The sequence below is a fragment of the Streptomyces sp. NPDC029151 genome (assembly GCF_055564315.1).
In genome coordinates this window covers 375,082-393,599 of the sequence record NZ_JBVHWQ010000007.1, presented here as the reverse complement: position 1 = coordinate 393,599, position 18,518 = coordinate 375,082, and the positions used below count along the sequence as shown (strand labels likewise).

At 72.8% G+C, this 18,518-nt stretch carries 17 protein-coding genes; 13 read left to right on the top strand and 4 right to left on the bottom strand.

Translation table 11 applies throughout. The annotated features are described in order from the left end of the window. Positions 1 to 25: 25 nt before the first annotated feature. From ACZ4VF_RS26730 to ACZ4VF_RS26695, 8 genes are all read left to right on the top strand, one after another. On the top strand, positions 26 to 643 hold the full coding sequence (locus tag ACZ4VF_RS26730; RefSeq protein WP_467929069.1) for a TetR/AcrR family transcriptional regulator: 618 nt from the start codon (positions 26 to 28) through the stop codon (positions 641 to 643). Between the two features lie 114 nt (positions 644 to 757). Continuing rightward, positions 758 to 2,989, top strand: coding sequence for a molybdopterin oxidoreductase family protein (locus tag ACZ4VF_RS26725; RefSeq protein WP_467929068.1), 2,232 nt, complete (start codon positions 758 to 760; stop codon positions 2,987 to 2,989). Between the two features lie 123 nt (positions 2,990 to 3,112). Then, on the top strand, positions 3,113 to 4,501 hold the full coding sequence (locus ACZ4VF_RS26720; protein ID WP_467929066.1) for a CitMHS family transporter: 1,389 nt from the start codon (positions 3,113 to 3,115) through the stop codon (positions 4,499 to 4,501). A gap of 22 nt (positions 4,502 to 4,523) precedes the next feature. Then, on the top strand, positions 4,524 to 5,762 hold the full coding sequence (locus ACZ4VF_RS26715; RefSeq protein WP_467929065.1) for an MFS transporter: 1,239 nt from the start codon (positions 4,524 to 4,526) through the stop codon (positions 5,760 to 5,762). Positions 5,763 to 5,864: 102 nt separating this feature from the next. Next, positions 5,865 to 6,566, top strand: coding sequence for a hypothetical protein (locus ACZ4VF_RS26710; protein WP_467929063.1), 702 nt, complete (start codon positions 5,865 to 5,867; stop codon positions 6,564 to 6,566). Continuing rightward, positions 6,553 to 7,266, top strand: a complete 714-nt coding sequence (locus ACZ4VF_RS26705; protein WP_467929061.1) for a class F sortase — start codon at positions 6,553 to 6,555, stop codon at positions 7,264 to 7,266. Before ACZ4VF_RS26710 ends, ACZ4VF_RS26705 begins: the two co-directional genes overlap by 14 nt. 154 nt (positions 7,267 to 7,420) lie before the next feature. Further along, a complete protein-coding gene (locus tag ACZ4VF_RS26700) occupies positions 7,421 to 8,809 on the top strand; it encodes an aldehyde dehydrogenase family protein (RefSeq protein ID WP_467929060.1) in 1,389 nt (462 codons plus the stop codon). Between the two features lie 14 nt (positions 8,810 to 8,823). Next, the gene (locus ACZ4VF_RS26695; RefSeq protein WP_467929059.1) at positions 8,824 to 9,906 is read left to right on the top strand and encodes a Zn-dependent alcohol dehydrogenase; all 1,083 of its coding nucleotides are present in this window, start codon (positions 8,824 to 8,826) and stop codon (positions 9,904 to 9,906) included. Between the two features lie 31 nt (positions 9,907 to 9,937). On the opposite strand, the gene ACZ4VF_RS26690 is transcribed toward ACZ4VF_RS26695, so the two are convergent. Both ACZ4VF_RS26690 and ACZ4VF_RS26685 read right to left on the bottom strand, forming a co-directional pair. Further along, positions 9,938 to 10,651: an ArsR/SmtB family transcription factor gene (locus tag ACZ4VF_RS26690; RefSeq protein WP_467929058.1), complete on the bottom strand. Its 714-nt coding sequence runs from the start codon at positions 10,649 to 10,651 to the stop codon at positions 9,938 to 9,940. A 46-nt stretch (positions 10,652 to 10,697) separates the two neighbouring features. Next, a complete protein-coding gene (locus tag ACZ4VF_RS26685; protein WP_467929056.1) occupies positions 10,698 to 11,333 on the bottom strand; it encodes a TetR/AcrR family transcriptional regulator in 636 nt (211 codons plus the stop codon). A 91-nt stretch (positions 11,334 to 11,424) separates the two neighbouring features. Here ACZ4VF_RS26685 and ACZ4VF_RS26680 point away from each other — a divergent pair, with 91 nt between their 5' ends. The 3 genes from ACZ4VF_RS26680 (at position 11,425) to ACZ4VF_RS26670 (ending at position 13,620) form a co-directional block, all read left to right on the top strand. Continuing rightward, positions 11,425 to 12,576 carry an acyl-CoA dehydrogenase family protein gene (locus ACZ4VF_RS26680; RefSeq protein ID WP_467929182.1) on the top strand — a complete coding sequence of 384 codons (1,152 nt, stop codon included), beginning with the start codon at positions 11,425 to 11,427 and terminating at the stop codon, positions 12,574 to 12,576. 59 nt (positions 12,577 to 12,635) lie between these two features. Beyond that, complete coding sequence (locus tag ACZ4VF_RS26675; protein ID WP_467929055.1) at positions 12,636 to 12,923, top strand: YiaA/YiaB family inner membrane protein; 288 nt, start codon at positions 12,636 to 12,638, stop codon at positions 12,921 to 12,923. Between the two features lie 73 nt (positions 12,924 to 12,996). Beyond that, a complete protein-coding gene (locus tag ACZ4VF_RS26670) occupies positions 12,997 to 13,620 on the top strand; it encodes a TetR/AcrR family transcriptional regulator (RefSeq protein ID WP_467929054.1) in 624 nt (207 codons plus the stop codon). A gap of 9 nt (positions 13,621 to 13,629) precedes the next feature. On the opposite strand, the gene ACZ4VF_RS26665 is transcribed toward ACZ4VF_RS26670, so the two are convergent. Continuing rightward, positions 13,630 to 14,091 carry a MaoC family dehydratase gene (locus ACZ4VF_RS26665; RefSeq protein WP_467929052.1) on the bottom strand — a complete coding sequence of 154 codons (462 nt, stop codon included), beginning with the start codon at positions 14,089 to 14,091 and terminating at the stop codon, positions 13,630 to 13,632. 104 nt (positions 14,092 to 14,195) lie between these two features. Between ACZ4VF_RS26665 and soxR the strand changes: the two genes are divergently transcribed. Continuing rightward, positions 14,196 to 14,654 (top strand): redox-sensitive transcriptional activator SoxR, encoded by a 459-nt coding sequence (gene soxR / locus ACZ4VF_RS26660; protein WP_467929050.1) that lies wholly within the window; start codon positions 14,196 to 14,198, stop codon positions 14,652 to 14,654. Positions 14,655 to 14,901: 247 nt separating this feature from the next. Here the strand turns inward: soxR and ACZ4VF_RS26655 are convergent, their stop codons facing one another. Beyond that, complete coding sequence (locus ACZ4VF_RS26655) at positions 14,902 to 15,504, bottom strand: hypothetical protein (RefSeq protein WP_467929049.1); 603 nt, start codon at positions 15,502 to 15,504, stop codon at positions 14,902 to 14,904. 207 nt (positions 15,505 to 15,711) lie between these two features. On the opposite strand from ACZ4VF_RS26655, the gene ACZ4VF_RS26650 reads away from it, so the two are divergent. Beyond that, entirely contained in the window at positions 15,712 to 18,501 is a 2,790-nt protein-coding gene (locus tag ACZ4VF_RS26650; protein WP_467929047.1) for a penicillin acylase family protein, read from the top strand. Positions 18,502 to 18,518: the final 17 nt, after the last annotated feature.

Genomic DNA, 18,518 nt, shown 5'->3' with positions numbered 1-18,518 from the left:
CACCGGATCCCGGCGGAAAGGCATCATGAAGCCCGTGCCCCACGCGACATCGCTCCGCCGCGCGCCCGTCCAGCGGCGCAGCGCCGAACGGCTGACCAGGATCCTGGACGCCTGCGCCGAACTCCTCGACGAGGTCGGCTACGACGACCTGAGCACCCGCGCGGTCGCCGAGCGCGCCGGAGTGCCCATCGGCTCGGTCTACCGCTTCTTCGGCAACAAACGGCAGATGGCCGACGCCCTCGCCCAGCGCAACCTGGAGCGGTACGTCGAGCGCGTCACCGAGCGGCTGAAGGGGGCCCGCGAGGGCGACTGGCGGGCCGCGATGGACGCCGTCCTGGACGAGTACATCGGCATGAAGCGCACGGCGCCCGGCTTCTCGCTGGTCGACTTCGGCAACCAGATCCCGGTGGGCGTCCGGCAGGCCGAACCCAACACACGGGTCGCCGACCGGCTCATCCACCTGCTCTCCGGCTACCTCGGCCGCAGCCCCGACGAGGACCTGCGCCGCGTCTTCCTGGTCGCCGTGGAGACCGCGGACACCCTGGTCCAGCTCGCCTTCCGGGTCGACCCCCAGGGGGACGAGGCGGTCGTCCGGGAGACGCGGGAGCTGCTGCGGGCGTACCTGGGGCGCGTCCTCGACTGAGCCGGGGGCGGCGCGGGGGTCGTGAAGAAGCCTCCGGGAAAGGGACTCCCCTCCATGCCTACCGGTCGGTATGCTCGCTCGGACCCGCCTGCGCCGACCCTTACGGGAGGACCCGTGTCCCGCACCGCCCTGCGAATCTGCTCCTTGTGCGAGGCCACCTGCGGGCTGGCCCTGACCGTCGAGGGCACCCGCGTCACCGGCGCCCGCGGCGACCGGGAGGACGTCTTCAGCAAGGGCTTCATCTGCCCCAAGGGCGCCGCCTTCGGGGCCGTCGACGGCGACCCCGACCGGCTGCGCACCCCGCTCGTCCGCAGGGACGGCGTCCTGCGCGAGGCCACCTGGGAGGAGGCCTTCGACGCGGTCGCCGCCGGTGTCCGCCCGGTCGTGGAGCGGTACGGCCCCGACGCCGTCGGCGTGGTCCTCGGCAACCCCAACGTGCACACCGTGGCCGGCGGCCTCTACCCGTCGGTCCTGGTCGGTGCCCTGCGCACCCGCAGCCTGTTCACCGCCTCCACGGTCGACCAGATGCCCAAGCACGTCTCCAGCGGGCTGCTGTTCGGCGACGCCCACGCGATCCCGGTGCCCGACCTCGACCGCACCTCCCATCTGCTGCTCATCGGCGCCAACCCGCTGGAGTCCAACGGCAGTCTGTGCACCGCCCCCGACTTCCCCGGCCGGCTCAAGGCTCTCAAGGCCCGCGGCGGCCGGCTCACCGTGGTGGACCCGCGCCGCACCCGCACCGCCCGGCTCGCCGACCGCCACCTGGCCGTCCGGCCCGGTACCGACGCCCTGCTGCTGGCCGCGACGGCGCACACCCTCTTCGCCGAGGACCTGGTCGCCCTCGGGCACCTCGCCCCGCACGTCCAGGGTCTCGGCGAACTCCGGGACGCCCTCGCCGACTTCACTCCCGAAGCCGTGGCACCCGCCTGCGACCTGGACGCCGGTGTCATCCGCACCCTGGCCAGGGAACTCGCCGCGGCCGACACCGCCGCCGTCTACGCCCGCATCGGCAGCTGCACCGTCCCGCACGGCACCCTGGCGAGCTGGCTGGTCGACGTCCTCAACATCCTCACCGGCAACCTGGACCGTCCCGGCGGCGCCCTCTTCCCCCAGGCCGCCACCGACCGGACACCCCGCCCGGCGGGCCCCGGCCGCGGCTTCCGGCTCGGCCGCTGGCACTCCCGGGTGAGCGGGTACCCGGAGGCGAAGGGCGAGTTGCCGCTCTCCGCCCTCGCCGAGGAGATCGACACCGCGACCGACGAGGGCACCCCCGTCCGCGCGCTGATCGCCGTCGCCACCAACCCCGTGCTCTCCGCGCCCGACGGCGACCGGCTCGACAAGGCCCTCGCCTCCCTGGACTTCATGGTCAGCGTCGACCCGTACCTGAACGAGACCTCGCGCCACGCCCACGTCGTGCTGCCCCCGCCCCCGCCCTCCCAGAGCCCGCACCACGACTTCGCCTTCAACACCCTCGCCGTGCGCAACCAGGTCCGCTACAGCCGCCCCGCCGTCCCGCTGGAGCCCGGCCGCATGGCCGAGACCGAGATCCTCGCCCGGCTGGTCCTGGCCGTCACGGGCATGCACGGCGCCGATTCGGCGGCCGTCGACACGATGGTCGTCGAGGAGACCCTCGGCAGGGCCGTCCAGGACCCGCACGGGCCGGTGCACGGCCGCGACCCGCGCGAGCTCGCCGCCGGGCTCACCGGCGACAACGGCCCCGAGCGGCGGCTCGACATGATGCTCCGCCTCGGCCCGTACGGCGACGGCTTCGGCGCCCGCCCCGACGGGCTCACCCTGGAGAAACTGCTCGCCCACCCGCACGGCATCGACCTCGGCCCGCTGCGCCCGCGGCTGCCCCAGCCGCTGAAGACCCGCAGCGGCAAGGTCGAGCTGCTGCCCGAACCGATCGCCGGCGACCTGCCCCGGCTGCGCCGGGCGCTGGACGAGAGGCCGGCGGGACTCGTCCTCGTCGGCCGCCGCCACCTGCGCTCCAACAACAGCTGGATGCACAACGTGCCCGCCCTCACCGGCGGCAGCAACCGCTGCACCCTGCAGATCCACCCCCAGGACGCCGCCCGGCTCGGCGTCCGGGACGGCGCCGACGTCCGCGTCAAGGGCGCCGGGGGAGCGGTGGTGGCCCCCGCCGAGGTCACCGACGGCATCCGGCCCGGCGTGGTGAGCCTGCCGCACGGCTGGGGCCACGACCGGCCCGGCACCCGGCTGCACCACGCCTCCGCCGCCCCCGGCGTCAACGTCAACCAGCTCCTCGACGGCAGTCTGCTGGACCCGCTGTCGGGCAACGCGGTGCTCAACGGCGTACCCGTCGAGGTCGTCACACTGCTGTGACCTGGACTTTTGCGCGTATTGCTCGCACGTCAACGTCTTGTTAACGCCGTTTGGACGGACCTAACGTCATCGCACCGCCGACCCCCAGGTGGATGTTCAAGGGCGAACGTTAGGTACCCACTCATGCTGACCATCCTCGGCTTCGCCATGATCGCGACCTTCCTGGTCCTGATCATGCTGAAGAAGATGTCGCCGATCGCGGCGCTCGTGCTCATACCCGCGCTCTTCTGCGTGTTCGTGGGCAAGGGCGCGAAGCTCGGCGACTACGTCATCGACGGCATCACCGGCCTCGCCCCCACCGCGGCGATGCTCATGTTCGCGATCGTCTACTTCGGTGTGATGATCGACGTCGGTCTCTTCGACCCCGTCGTGCGGGGCATCCTGAAGTTCTGCAAGGCCGACCCGCTGCGGATCGTGATCGGTACGGCCGTCCTCGCCGCGATCGTCTCCCTGGACGGCGACGGCTCCACCACCTTCATGATCACCGTCTCGGCGATGTACCCGCTGTACAAGCGCCTGAAGATGTCCCTGGTCGTGATGACCGGTGTCGCCGCCATGGCCAACGGCGTGATGAACACGCTGCCGTGGGGAGGCCCCACCGCCCGCGCCGCCACCGCGCTGAAGCTCGACGCCGGCGACATCTTCGTGCCGATGATCCCGGCCCTCGCCATGGGCCTGCTGTTCGTCTTCGCCCTCGCCTACGTCCTCGGCCGCCGCGAGCGGAGGCGGCTCGGCGTGCTGACGCTGGACGAGGTGCTGGTGGAGGAGACCGAGACGGTGCTGGTCGGCGCCGGAGCCGGCAAGGACGCGAAGAAGGCGGGCGGTTCCGGCTCGGGCGCGGACCTGCCCGACGAGCCCGAGGACAAGAGCCTCCAGGTCCTCGACCCGGACCGCGCCACCCTGCGCCCCGGGCTGTACTGGTTCAACGCGCTGCTCACCGTCGCCCTGCTCACCGCCATGATCATGGAGTGGCTGCCGATCCCGGTGCTGTTCCTGCTCGGCGCGGCCCTCGCCCTGACCGTCAACTTCCCGCACATGCCCGACCAGAAGGCCCGGATCGCCGCCCACGCGGAGAACGTCCTCAACGTCTCCGGCATGGTCTTCGCCGCCGCCGTCTTCACCGGCGTGCTGCAGGGCACCGGGATGGTCGACCACATGGCGAAGTGGCTGGTGGACAACATCCCCGACGGCATGGGCCCGCACATGGCCTTCGTCACCGGCGTGCTGAGCATCCCGCTCACGTACTTCATGTCCAACGACGGCTTCTACTTCGGCGTCCTGCCGGTGCTCGCCGAGGCAGGCCAGGCGCACGGCGTCTCCGCGGTGGAGATCGCCCGCGCCTCGATCGTCGGCCAGCCCCTGCACATGTCCAGCCCGCTCGTCCCCGCCGTGTACGTCCTGGTCGGCATGGCCAGGGTCGAGTTCGGCGACCACACCCGGTTCGTGGTCAAGTGGGCCGCGCTCACCTCCGTGGTGGTGCTCGGCGCGGCGATCCTGTTCGGCATCATCTGACCACGCGACGGAGGTCGTCCCCATGGCGCCCGGTGGGAACCGCGGCTGGCTGCTCCGCCTCGTCATCGCCTTCTCCTTCGCGCAGGGGGCGGTGTCGATGGCCCGGCCCGCCGTCTCCTACCGGGCCCTCGCGCTGGGCGCCGACGAGCGCGCGGTCGGTGTCGTCGCCGGTGTGTACGCGCTGCTGCCGCTGTTCGCCGCCGTACCGCTCGGCCGCCGTACCGACCACGGCCGCTGCGCGCCCCTGCTGCCGGTGGGTGTGCTCCTCGTCGCCGCCGGCTGCGCGCTCAGCGGGCTCGCCGGCTCCCTGGGGGCGATGGCCCTGTGGAGCGGGGTGATGGGCCTCGGACACCTCTGTTTCGTGATCGGCGCCCAGTCCCTGGTGGCCCGCCAGTCCGCACCGCACGAACAGGACCGCAACTTCGGCCACTTCACCATCGGCGCCTCCCTCGGCCAGCTGATCGGGCCCGTCGCCGCCGGTGCCCTCGTCGGCGGTCCGGACATGGCGCACAGCAGCGCGCTCGCCCTCGTCGTCGCGGGGGCGGGCGCGGCCGTGGCGTTCACGTCGCTGTGGCGCATCGAGGACCGTACGGCCGTCGGTTACCGCTCGCCGCGGGGCGAACGCGTGCCGGTCGCCGGGATCCTGCGCGCCCGGGGCGTGCCCGCGGGCATGCTCATCAGCCTGTCGGTGCTGTCGGCGACCGACATCCTCACCGCCTACCTCCCCGTGGTCGGCGAGCACCGGGGCATCGCGCCGTCGGTGATCGGTGTCCTGCTCAGTCTGCGGGCCGGTGCCACCATCGCCTGCCGGCTGGTCCTCACCCCGCTGCTGCGGCTGCTCGGGCGGCCCGCCCTGCTCACCGTGACCTGCCTGCTGGCCGCCCTGCTGTGCGCGGGGGTGGCGCTGCCGGTGCCGGTCCCGGTGCTCGGCGCGATGCTCACGGCCCTCGGTTTCTGCCTGGGCGTCGGCCAGCCGCTGTCGATGACGACGGTGGTGCGGGCCGCGCCCGACCGGGCCCGCTCCACCGCCCTCGCGCTGCGGCTGACCGGCAACCGGCTCGGCCAGGTCGCCGCGCCCGCCGCCGCGGGTCTGGTCGCCGGTGTGGCCGGGGTGGCGGCGCCGTTCGTGATGCTGGGGGCACTGCTGCTGCTGTCGTCGGGGGTGGCGCTGCGCTCGCCGGGACGGTCCGGGGAGCCGTCCGGGCGGGTGAACGGGAAGCGGCCGAAGCGCCCGGGATTGCGCCGCACGAGCGATCTCTGACGGCGCGTCGGGCGTCGGTCCCCGGGGCCACGCGGCCCATGACGGAGAGTCCAGGCGAAAGAGCGATTTGTATGAAAATCGTCTGAACTCGGAGGATTGCGCATGCCCACCCTGACACTCCCACGTGCCGTCGGCTCCCGCGCGGGCGCCACAGTCGTCCTCACCGCCCTCGCCGCGGCGGGCGCGTCATGGGTGGCGGCGCCGAGCGCGGTGGCCCAGGGGGAGAACGGCGACATCCGGATCCATGACGAGCGTCACCTCCGCGGAACGTCGCTCGTCGGATCGGCCAAGGACGATCCGGTGGTCTGCAGGTTCTATCTCGAGGCGGTCAACTTCGACACCCTGACCAGCATCGCCTACACCATCACCCCCCAGCCCCCGCTGCCCACCGCCGCCACCGTCTCCGGGGTCATCCAGCTCGCCGGGGGTGCCGGGCACACCGACCCGCTGGGCCTGTCGGACGGGCAGTACAAGATCAGCTGGATCGTGGGGACCCCCGCGGCCGTGAAGGAGAAGGTCTTCCGGGTCAGCTGCAAGGAAGGGCGCCACGAGGGGGAGCAGGAGGAGCACGGGGAGCACGGTCCGAACGGGCAGATCGCCGACGACCAGCAGAACAACGGCGGCGGCTGGGGCAAGAACGACCACGACGGTCCCAAGGGCGGGGTCCACGCGGGCGGCGGCGGCCTCATCGACACGGCCGCCGCGTACTCCCCGGTGGCCGCCGCGGCCGCCGTGGGTCTGGTCGCCGTCTGCGGTGTCGTGTACGTCCGGCTGATCCGCCGGCGGCCCCATGGTGCCGCGTAGGTACCGACGCAGGCCCTGGTACCGGACCCGCGCCTACCGTCTGGCCAGGACGGCCCTGCTGGCGGTCGTCCTGGTGACGGTGGTGGCCCGGTGCGGGCCGGACGGCGGGACGGCCGGGACCGGCCGGGGTGCCCCGGCGGCCTCCGGCGCGGACTCCTCCCGGCACGACGGAGGGGGCGGCGGAGCGGACGCCGGCCCGGACGAGGACCCGCCCCCCGCCGACACCCCGCCGCCCCGTCCGCTGCCCCGGTCCCGGCCGACGTCCTTCCGCGTGCCCTCCCTGGGCATCGACGCCCCGGTCACCCCGCTCCGCCTCGACCGCAACCACGAACTGGAGACGCCGCCCGTCGACGCGCCCCGCCTGGTCGGCTGGTACGAGGGCGGCCCCACGCCCGGCGAGGCCGGCACCGCCGTGGCCGTGGGACACCGCGACACCCGGACCGGGCCGGCCGTCTTCGCCGGACTCGCCCAGGTCAAGCCCGGCAGGCGCATCGAGGCCCGGCGGGCGGACGGCCGTACCGCCGTCTACTCGGTGGACGGGGTGAAGGTCTTCGACAAGGCCGGCTTCCCCGACAGGGAGGTCTACGGCCCCACCGGCCGCCCGGAGCTGCGGGTGATCACCTGCGGCGGCCTCTTCAGCCGGCGGACCGGCTACACCAGCAACGTGGTGGTCTTCGCCCATCTGACCGCCACCCGATGACCGGCGGACCGGCCGGTGCGGACGCCCTGCCCGCACCGGCCGGTCCGTTCGCGATGATGTCCCGGAACGTCCGTGGCCCGGGAATGTCTGGCGCGCGAAAACTATCACCGCTAGTTTGTGTGCCGGACGACGCGGACCCGCCGGGAGGACACACATGAAGGCACACGACGCCCTGTACATCGACGGCGCCTGGCGCCCCGCCGGGAGCCGGGACGTGATCGAGGTCGTCAATCCCGCCGACGAGCAGGTCATCGGCCGTGTCCCGGCGGGCGGCGCCCTGGACGTCGACACCGCCGTACGGGCCGCCCGCGCCGCCCTGCCCGGCTGGGCCGCCACGCCCCCGGCCGAACGCGCCGGGCGCCTGACCGCCCTCCGGGACGCCCTCGTGGCCCGCAAGGACGAGATCGCCGAGACGGTCACCGCGGAACTGGGCTCGCCCCTCGCGTTCTCCCAGGCCGTGCACGCGGCCGTGCCGATCGCGGTCGCGAGCTCCTACGCCGAGCTGGCCGCGACGCACGCCTTCGAGGAGAAGGTCGGCAACTCCACCGTCCTGCACGAGCCGATCGGCGTGGTCGGCGCGATCACCCCCTGGAACTACCCGCTCCACCAGATCGTCGCCAAGGTCGCCCCGGCCCTCGCCGCCGGCTGCACGGTCGTCCTCAAGCCCGCCGAGGACACCCCGCTCACCGCCCAGCTCTTCGCCGAGGCGGTGCACGAGGCGGGCCTGCCCGCGGGCGTGTTCAACCTGGTCACCGGCCTCGGCCCGGTCGCCGGACAGGCCCTCGCCGAGCACCCGGGCGTCGACCTGGTCTCCTTCACCGGCTCCACGGCGGTCGGCCGGCAGATCGGCGCGGTGGCCGGCGCGGCCGTGAAGAAGGTCGCCCTCGAACTCGGCGGCAAGTCCGCCAACGTCATCCTGCCCGGCGCCGACCTCGCCAGGGCCGTGAACGTCGGCGTCGCCAACGTGATGTCCAACTCCGGCCAGACGTGCAGCGCCTGGACCCGGATGCTGGTCCACCGCGACCAGTACGCCGAGGCCGTCGAACTCGCCCGGACCGCCGCCGACAAGTACGCCGACCGCATCGGCCCGCTGGTCAGCGCCAGGCAGCGGGCCCGGGTGCGCGGGTACATCGAGAAGGGCGTCGCCGAGGGCGCCCGCCTCGTCGCCGGCGGCCCCGCATCCCCGCGCGAGCGCGGCTACTTCGTCAGCCCGACGGTCTTCGCGGACGTCACCCCCGAGATGACCGTCGCCCAGGAGGAGATCTTCGGCCCGGTCCTGTCGATCCTGAGGTACGAGGACGAGGAGGACGCCCTGCGCATCGCCAACGGCACGGTGTACGGTCTCGCGGGCGCCGTCTGGGCCGCCGACGAGGCCGAGGCGGTGGCCTTCGCCCGCCGCATGGAGACCGGACAGGTCGACATCAACGGCGGCCGGTTCAACCCCCTCGCGCCCTTCGGCGGCTACAAGCAGTCCGGGGTCGGCCGGGAACTCGGCGCGCACGGACTCGCCGAGTACCTCCAGACCAAGTCCCTGCAGTTCTGAGGAGTCCGACACCCATGGCCGTACGAGCCGCCGTCCTGCCCGCCATCGGCGCCCCGCTGGAGATCACCGGCATCGAGCTGCCCGACCCGGGCCCCGGACAGGTCCGGGTCCGCCTCGCCGCCGCCGGCGTCTGCCACTCCGACCTGTCCCTGTCCAACGGCACCATGCGGGTGCCGGTCCCGGCCGTCCTCGGCCACGAGGGCGCCGGCACGGTCGTCGCGGTCGGCGAGGGCGTGGACCACGTCGCGCCGGGCACCCCGGTCGTCCTCAACTGGGCACCGTCCTGCGGCACCTGTCACGCCTGCACGCTGGGCGAGGTGTGGCTGTGCGCCAACGCGCTGAACGGCGCCGCCGGCGTCCACGCCCGCACCGCCGACGGCACCGAACTGCACCCCGGGCTGAACGTGGCCGCGTTCGCCGAGGAGACGGTGGTCGCCGCGTCCTGCGTGCTGCCGCTGCCGGAGGGGGTGCCGCTGGTGGACGCCGCCCTGCTGGGTTGCGCCGTGCTCACCGGGTACGGCGCCGTCCACCATGCGGCGCGGGTCCGGTCCGGCGAGACCGTGGCCGTCTTCGGCGCCGGGGGAGTCGGCCTGGCCACCCTCCAGTCCGCCCGCATCGCGGGCGCGTCCCGGATCATCGCGGTCGACGTCTCGCCGGGCAAGGAGGAACTGGCCCGCGCGGCCGGCGCCACGGACTACGTCCTCGCCTCGGAGAACACCCCCCGCGAGATCCGCGCCCTCACCGGGAAGCAGGGCGTCGACGTCTCCGTGGAGTGCGTGGGCCGCGCGGTCTCCATCCGCGCGGCCTGGGAGTCCACCCGCCGGGGCGGTCGTACGACGGTCGTCGGCATCGGCGGCAAGGAGGAACAGGTCGCCTTCAACGCCCTGGAGATCTTCCACTGGGGCCGCACCCTCTCCGGCTGCGTCTACGGAAACAGCGACCCGGCCCGCGACGTACCGCTGCTGGCCGAGCACGTCCGGGAGGGCCGCCTGGACCTGTCCGCGCTGGTCACCGAACGGATCGGCCTGGAGGACATCCCGACGGCCTTCGAGAACATGCTGGCGGGCAAGGGAGGCCGGGCGCTGGTCGTGTTCTGAGAGTGAGCGGTCCGGAAGGGAGGCGGGGAGTTCAGCGCAGGTCACCGGAGGAGATGCCGAGCAGGTCGCGGAACACCCGCTCCCCGGACGGAGTCACCTTCACCGCCCGCCCGCTCCCCACCCGCACACACCACCCCGCCTCCAGCGCCCGCCGGCACAGCGCCGCCCCCGCCGCCCCCGCGAGGTGGGGGCGCCGCTCGGTCCAGTCCAGGCACGCCCGGGCCGGAGGGCGCCGGCCGGTGAGGTCCAGCGGGATGCCGGCCGCGCCGAACCACTCCACCCCGGCGTCGGTCAGCGCGAACCCGGTGTCCTGCCGCAGCAGCCCCCGCCCGGTCAGCGCATCGGTCAGTACGGTTCCCAGCCGCCCGGCCAAGTGGTCGTAGCAGGTACGCCCGCGTGCCATGGCCGCCCCGGCGCTCGCCGCGCGCAGGGTGCGCGGAGCCTGCCGTACCGCCGTCGCAGGCACCTGCGCGGCGAGATCCTCGACCAGCTGCGCCACCCGCGCGTCGGCCAGCCGGACGTACCGGTGCCGGCCCTGCCGCTCCTCCGCGAGCAGGCCGCCGGCCACCAGCTTCCCCAGGTGCTCGCTCAGCGTGGACGCCGCGACACCGGCGTGCCGGGCCAGCTCGCCGGCCGTCCACGCCCGTCCGTCCAGCAGTGCCAGCAGGCACGCGGCCCGGGTGCGGTCGGCGATCAGCCCGGCCAGCGCGGCCAGGCCCGCCGCCCGGGGGTCCTCGGTGGTCATGCCCCCAGCATGCGGCACCCTCGGTTCGGCGCCGGCCGAAGCGTCCTCACACCCGTACCCGCTCGTACTGCTGCGCCAGCCCGTCCAGCAGCGCGCTCAGGCCCGCCTCGAAGGCCCGCTCGTCGATCTTCTCCTGCTGCTCGGCGAGCAGGTGGGCCTGCCCCAGGTGGGGGTAGTCGGCGGGGTCGTACGCGCTCGCGTCGTCCACGAAACCGCCGGCGAACGAGCCGAGCGCCGAGCCCATGATGAAGTACCGCATCAGCGCGCCGATCGAGGTGGCCTGCGCCGGGGGCCAGCCCGCCTCCACCATCGCGCCGTAGACCGCGTCGGCCAGGCGCAGTGCGGCCGGGCGGCGGCCGGGGCCGCGGGCGAGGACCGGGACGATGTTCGGGTGGTCGCGCAGGGCGGCGCGGTAGGAGACGGCCCAGTCGTGCAGCGCGGTCCGCCAGTCCCGGCCGTCCTCGAACATCGACAGGTCGACCAGCGCGCTGACCGAGTCCGCGACCGCCTCCAGGATGTCGTCCTTGGTGCGGAAGTGGTTGTAGAGCGAGGGCCCGCTCACCCCCAGCTCCGCGGCCAGCCGCCGCGTGGAGACCGCGGCCAGGCCCTCCCGGTCCACGAGGTCCCGGGCCGTCGCGACGATCCGGTCGGGGCTGAGGAGGGGCTTGCGCGGTCGGGCCATGGCGCACATAGTAGGGCTGCGCAGTGGAAACTAGCAGTGCTAATTTAAATGTACGTCTTTCAAGAACCATCGGTTATGGGGTGATCTCGTGGTGAACCTGGGTCTCAGCGAGGAGCAGACGGCCGTACGGCAGCTCGCCCGGGACTTCGTGGAACGCGAGATCGCCCCGCACGTGGTCGCCTGGGACCGCGCCGAGGAGGTCGACCGGGACATCGTCGGGAAGCTCGGCGAGGTCGGCTTCCTGGGGCTGACCGTCGGCGAGGAGTACGGCGGCTCCGGCGGCGACCACCTCTCCTACTGCCTCGTCACCGAGGAACTGGGGCGCGGGGACTCCTCGGTCCGCGGCATCGTCTCGGTCTCCCTCGGACTCGTCGCCAAGACGATCGCCGCCTGGGGCGACGAGGAGCAGAAGCGGCGCTGGCTGCCGGGACTGACCTCCGGCGCGTACGTCGGCTGCTTCGGCCTCACCGAGCCCGGCACCGGCTCCGACGCGGGCAGCCTCACCACCCGGGCGGTGCGCGACGGCGACGACTACGTGGTGAACGGCACCAAGATGTTCATCACCAACGGAACCTGGGCCGACGTCGTCCTGCTCTTCGCCCGCTCCACCGACGCCCCCGGCCACAAGGGCGTGTCCGCCTTCCTGGTCCCCGCCGACACCCCCGGCCTGACCCGTCGCCCCCTCCACGGCAAGCTCGGCCTGCGCGGCCAGGCCACCGCCGAACTCGTCCTGGAGGACGTGCGCGTCCCCGCCTCGGCGATGCTCGGCGAGGAGGGCAAGGGCTTCTCCGTCGCCATGTCCGCCCTCGCCAAGGGGCGGATGTCGGTGGCCGCCGGCTGCGTCGGGATAGCCCAGGCCGCGCTGGACGCGGCCGTGCGGTACGCCGGTGAGCGGGAGCAGTTCGGCAAGCCCATCGCCCGGCACCAGCTGGTGCAGGAGCTGATCAGCGACATCGCCGTCGACGTGGACGCGGCCCGGCTGCTGACCTGGCGGGTCGCCGACCTCGTCGACCGCGGCGAGCCCTTCGCCGTCGAGTCCTCCAAGGCCAAGCTGTTCGCCTCCGAGGCCGCCGTGCGCGCCGCCAACAACGCCCTCCAGGTCTTCGGCGGCTACGGCTACATCGACGAGTACCCCGCGGGCAAGCTGCTGCGCGATGCCCGCGTGATGACCCTGTACGAGGGCACCAGCCAGATCCAGAAGCTGCTCATCGGGCGTTCGCTGACGGGTGTCTCGGCCTTCTGAGTACCGATCTGGGTATTCCGGCGGATGTGGCGCGGACCGTGTCCGCCGATGCTCTGTCCATGAGTGACACACCGGTCAAGCAGCAGGGTACGGCCGCGTTCTACGGTCAGGCCGTCGCCTCCTTCGCGGTCGCCATGGCGGCCACCGCCGTCGGCATCGTCCGGCTCGACGCCAGTGCCTGGGTGCGCGGGTTCATGGCGATCGCCGTCCTGTACCTCGTCACCTCCGCCTTCACCCTCGCCAAGGTCATCCGTGACCGGCAGGAGGCCGGGCAGCTCGTCAGCCGCGTCGACCAGGCCCGCCTGGAGAAACTGCTCGCCGACCACGATCCCTTCGAGAAGCTCTGAGCGGCTACGCTAAGCGCTCGCTCACCGTCGGCGGTATGGTGGTGCTCCTGTCACCGAGAGGGGCGAGCGAGCGATGAGTACGGCGGAGGAGACGACCGGCGGCGAAGTGGAGCCGTGGGAAGAGGTCACCCCTGACGCGGCCCGGCGGCTGCTCGTCGCCGCCGTGGAGGCCTTCGCCGAGCGTGGGTACCACGCGACGACGACCCGCGACATCGCGGGCCGCGCCGGCATGAGCCCGGCCGCGCTCTACATCCACTACAAGACCAAGGAAGAGCTGCTCCACCGGATCAGCCGGATCGGCCACGACCGGGCCCTGGACATCCTGCGCACGGCGGCCCGCCGCGAGGGCAGCGCCACGGAGCGGCTGGCCGACGCCGTGAGCTCCTTCGTCCGCTGGCACGCGGGGCGGCGCACCACCGCGCGGGTCGTGCAGTACGAACTCGACGCCCTCGGCCCCGAGGCGCGCGCCGAGATCGTCGCGCTGCGCCGGCAGGTCGACGCGGAGGTGCGCGGGATCATCGAGGACGGCGTGGCCTCGGGCGAGTTCGACGTGCTGGACGTCAAGGGCACCACCCTCGCCGTGCTGTCGCTGTGCATCGACGTGGCCCGCTGGTTCGACGTGAACGGCCCGCGCACCCCCGAGGAGGTCGGCGCGCTCTACGCCGACCTCGTGCTGCGCATGGTCGGGGCCCGGTAGGCCCGGGCTCTACAGGTAGTACCGGGAGACCGACTCCGCGACGCACACCGGCTTGTCGCCGCCCTCGCGCTCCACGGTGAAGGCGACCGTCACCTGCACGCCGCCGGTGACGTCCTCGACGCCGGTGATCCGGCCGGTGGCGCGCAGCCGGGAGCCGACCGGGACGGGGGAGGGGAAACGCACCTTGTTCGTCCCGTAGTTGACGCCCATCTTCACGCCCTCGACCCGGATGAGCTGCGGCCCGAAGAGCGGGAGCAGGGACAGCGTGAGGTAGCCGTGCGCGATGGTGGTCCCGAACGGTCCCGTGGCGGCCTTCTCCGGGTCCACGTGGATCCACTGGTGGTCCCCGGTCGCCTCGGCGAACAGGTCGATCCGCTTCTGGTCGACCTCCAGCCAGTCGGTGTGGCCCAGCTGCTCGCCCACGGCCGCCCTCAGCTCGTCGGGGGAGGTGAAGGTCCTCGGTTCTGCCATGTTCCCGGCCTCTCGCTCGCGTCTCTAAGCAACTGCTTAGCATGGTCGGGTGAGGGGGCGATGTCAACGACGGGGGGACCGGCCCGGTGGGTAGTCTCTGAGAGGTGCCACAGATTCCCGAGAAGATCCACGAGCTGACCGTCGGCCAGTTGTCCGCGCGCAGCGGAGCAGCGGTGTCCGCCCTGCACTTCTACGAGTCCAAAGGCCTGATCTCCAGTCGGCGCACCCCCGGCAACCAGCGGCGCTACAGCCGTGACACCCTGCGCCGGGTGGCCTTCGTCCGCGCGGCCCAGCGGGTCGGCATCCCGCTCGCCACGATTCGCGAGGCCCTGGCCGAACTGCCCGAGGAGCGCACACCGACGAGGGAGGACTGGGCGCGGCTGTCGGAGAAGTGGCGTGCGGAACTGGAGGAGCGGATCCAGCAGCTGAACCGTCTGCGGGACCACCTCACCGACTGCATCGGGTGCGGGTGCCTGTCCCTGGAGACGTGTGTGCTGTCCAACCCGGACGACGTGTTCGGCGAGCGCCTCACGGGGTCGCGTCTCATGGCGGAGCGGCGCTGAGGGGCGACCGGGCCGGGTGACGGCCGGGCCGGGGGCGACCCCCGGGCCGGGGGCGACCGGGCCGGACGAGGGTTCGGCGCCGGGCGCGGTCGCGTGGGGGCCGGCCGCGCGGTCACCCGCGCCGCTGGGAGGTCGCGCACACGGGCGCGGTCGGCTCCACGAGGCCGTCACGGTCGCGCCACCCCGCGGAAAGGGTGCGGCATCCCCTACGCACCCCCGCATCGGTGCCGGTCGTTCGCGCAGGTCCTCAGGCCGACATCAGCAGGCGTCCCCGTCGGGCGTACTCGAGGGCCCGCGGGTCGAGGACGGGCCGCGGCACCAGGATCCCGCAGTCCGTGCAGACCGGCCCGGACGACGGCTCGTGGTCCAGGCCGTACTTCCAGACCAGGCGCTCCCCGCCGCACACCGGGCAGGACGAGCCCGGCTCCCGCTCCAGCGCGGCGATCAGCCGGCGCAGCACCACCGCCAGCGGCTCGTCCGGATGCACCCGCGGGTCGTCACACCAGGCGACCCCGAACCCGCCCCAGGTCAGCCGGTGCCAGTCGTCCACGCTGCCGGGCCGGCGCAGCCCGTCGTGCTTCTCCTTCCTGCGTCGCTCGGTGAAGTCGGTCTCGTAGGCGAGCCAGACGTCACGAGCCTCCTCCAGCTCCTCCAGCGCGGCCACGAGCCGCGCCGGATCGGGTGAGCGGTCCTCGGGGCCGAAACCCGCCCGGGAACACAGATGGTCCCAGGTCGCCCGATGCCCGTAAGGGGCGAACTTCTCCAGGCACTTGCGCAGTGAGTACCGCCGTAGCGCCAGATCGCACTCCGGGTCGCGTACCTGTCTCGCCAGACTCCGGAAACCGGCCATCGCCCTGCACCTCCGTCACACCTGCACCTGCACTTCGGTCACTTCGGCGTCGTCGCAAGGACGTCGCCGAATAGACGTATCGACAGGCGATTCGGCTCCATCTCTTCTCGGGATCTCCTTGCGTACTCCGGAAAGTGACGCATGTTCATCTTTGAACGGGGGGATACCGGCGGTAACGTTCGGCCACCCCTGTCGCTAGGAGCTGCCATGCCACGGCGAACCCCACGTACCAAGCTCGACAGACTGAGAACGTTCCGCCGACTCCCCGGGTTCCTGAAGACCGCGTCGGTATGCGTCCTCGTCGCCGGTCTTCTCTCACCCCTCACACAGTCCGCGGTCGCGGCGACCGGGACAGCGGCCGCCAACGACTACTGCGGCGGCCGGTGTTCGGACATCCTGCCGCCCGGCGAGAACGGCAACGCGACCCTCGCCCAGATCCTGCTCAACCAGGCCTTCGGCACCCAGCCCGGGCACGCCGAGGACCAGCTCGGCCCGTACGCCAACCTGGCCGGCGGCTACAAGGGCCTGACCGACGCCACGGTCAACACCTTCTTCAACGACGCCTCCTTCGGCGTCCCCGCCGACCAGGTCGCCTCCACCGAGAAGCCGGCCGGCCGCGGCGACGTGACGATCGTCCGCGACAAGAAGGCCGGTGTGCCGCACATCACGGGCACCACCCGGTACGGCACCGAGTTCGGCGCCGGCTACGCGGCGGCCGAGGACCGCCTGTGGCTGATGGACGTCTTCCGGCACGTCGGCCGCGGCCGGCTGACCTCCTTCGCCGGCGGTGCCCCCGCCAACCAGGGCCTGGAGCAGCAGTTCTACCGCAACGCCCCCTACACCGAGGCCGACCTCCAGGCGCAGATCGACAACGCGGTCGCCCGCAACGGCGCCCGCGGCCAGCAGGCGCTCGCCGACGTCAAGGCCTACATCGACGGCGTCAACGCCTACATCGACGCCTCCGACAGCGGCCGCTACTTCCCCGGCGAGTACGTCCTGACCGGCCACAAGGACTCCATCACCAACGCCGGCACCATAGAACACTTCAAGGTCACCGACCTGGTGGCGCTGGCCTCCGTGATCGGCTCGCTGTTCGGCTCCGGCGGTGGCGGCGAGGTGGACAACGCGCTGTCCCTGCTCGCCGCCCAGGCCAGGTACGGCGTCGAGGAGGGCACCCGGGTCTGGGAGTCCTTCCGTGAACGCAACGACCCCGAGGCCGTCCTCACCGTCCACGACGGCGAGAGCTTCCCCTACGGCGCCAGACCCGCCGACGCCCAGGGCGAGGCCCTGCCCGACACCGGCTCGGTCGTCCGGGAACCGCTCGTGTACGACCGTACGGGCAGCGCGGGCACCGCGGCCGCGAAGAGCACCACCGCCACCGCGGCGAAGACCGCCCTCGGCTCCGCCCGGCGCGGTATGTCCAACGCCCTCGTGGTCAGCGGCGAGCACACCGCCGGCGGCCACCCCATCGCCGTCTTCGGGCCGCAGACCGGCTACTTCGCACCGCAGCTGCTCATGCTCCAGGAGATCCAGGGCCCCGGCCTCAGCGCCCGCGGCGCCTCCTTCGCGGGCCTGAGCATGTACGTCGAACTCGGCCGCGGCCAGGACTACTCCTGGAGCGCCACCACCTCCGGCCAGGACATCATCGACAGCTACGCGGTCGAGCTGTGCCAGGACGACTACCACTACCTGTACCACGGCACCTGCACGGCCATGGAGAAGATCGAGCAGAAGAACGCCTGGAAGCCGACCACCGCCGACGGCACGGCGGAGGGGTCGTACACCATGCGCGTGTGGCGGACCCGGTACGGCCCCGTGGAGTACCGGGCGACCGTAGGCGGCAAGAAGGTCGCCTACACCACCCTGCGCTCCTCCTACCTGCACGAGGCCGACTCCATCATCGGCTTCCAGATGCTCAACGACCCCGACTACGTCAAGGGCCCGCAGGACTTCCAGAGCGCGGCGCAGCACATCAACTACACCTTCAACTGGTTCTACGCCGACTCCCGGCACACCGCCTACTACAACAGCGGTGACAACCCGGAGCGGGCGAGCGGTGTCGACAGCGAGTTCCCGGTGTGGGGGCGGCCCGCGTACGAGTGGCGGAACTGGGACCCGGCCACCAACACCGCCGACTACACCCCGGCCTCCGCCCACCCCCACTCCGTCGACCAGGACTACTACATCTCCTGGAACAACAAGCAGGCCGCCGACTACACGACCGCGTCCTGGGGCGACGGCTCCGTGCACCGCGGCAACCTGCTGGACGACCGGGTGAAGAAGCTGGTCGCGGCCGGCGGGGTGACCCGTGCCAAGCTGGTGCAGGCCATGGCGGACGCGGGCCTCGCCGACCTGCGCGCCGAGGACGTGCTGCCCAGGCTGCTCAAGGTGGTCACCTCCTCACCGGTGACCGACTCCACGGCCGCCGCGGCGGTGAGCAAGCTCCAGGCGTGGGTCGCGGCGGGCGCCAAGCGCACCGAGACGTCGGCCGGTTCGAAGAAGTACGCCGACGCCGACGCGATCCGCATCCTGGACGCCTGGTGGCCGCTGCTGGTCAAGGCCGAGTTCGAGCCCGGCCTCGGCAGCGACCTCTACGCGGCGGTCACCGCCGGCCTGCCGGTGGACGAGGCGCCCTCCGCCGGACACGGACCCACCGGCTCGCACGCCGGCAGCTCCTTCCAGTACGGCTGGTGGTCCTACGTCGACAAGGACGTGCGGGCCGTGCTCGGGGAGCCCGTGCAGGGCGGCCTCGCCCGGACGTACTGCGGCGGCGGCAGCCTCACCGCCTGCCGGGACCTCCTCGTCGGCACCCTGAAGGACGCTGCGGGCAGGACCGCCGCCCAGGTCTACCCCGGCGACGACCAGTGCGCGGCGGGCGACCAGTGGTGCGCCGACTCGATCGTCCAGCACACCCTGGGCGGCATCAAGCACGGGAAGATCAGCTGGCAGAACCGGCCGACCTTCCAGCAGGTCGTGGAGTACACCTCGCACCGCTGAGGTGACACGGGCGGCGG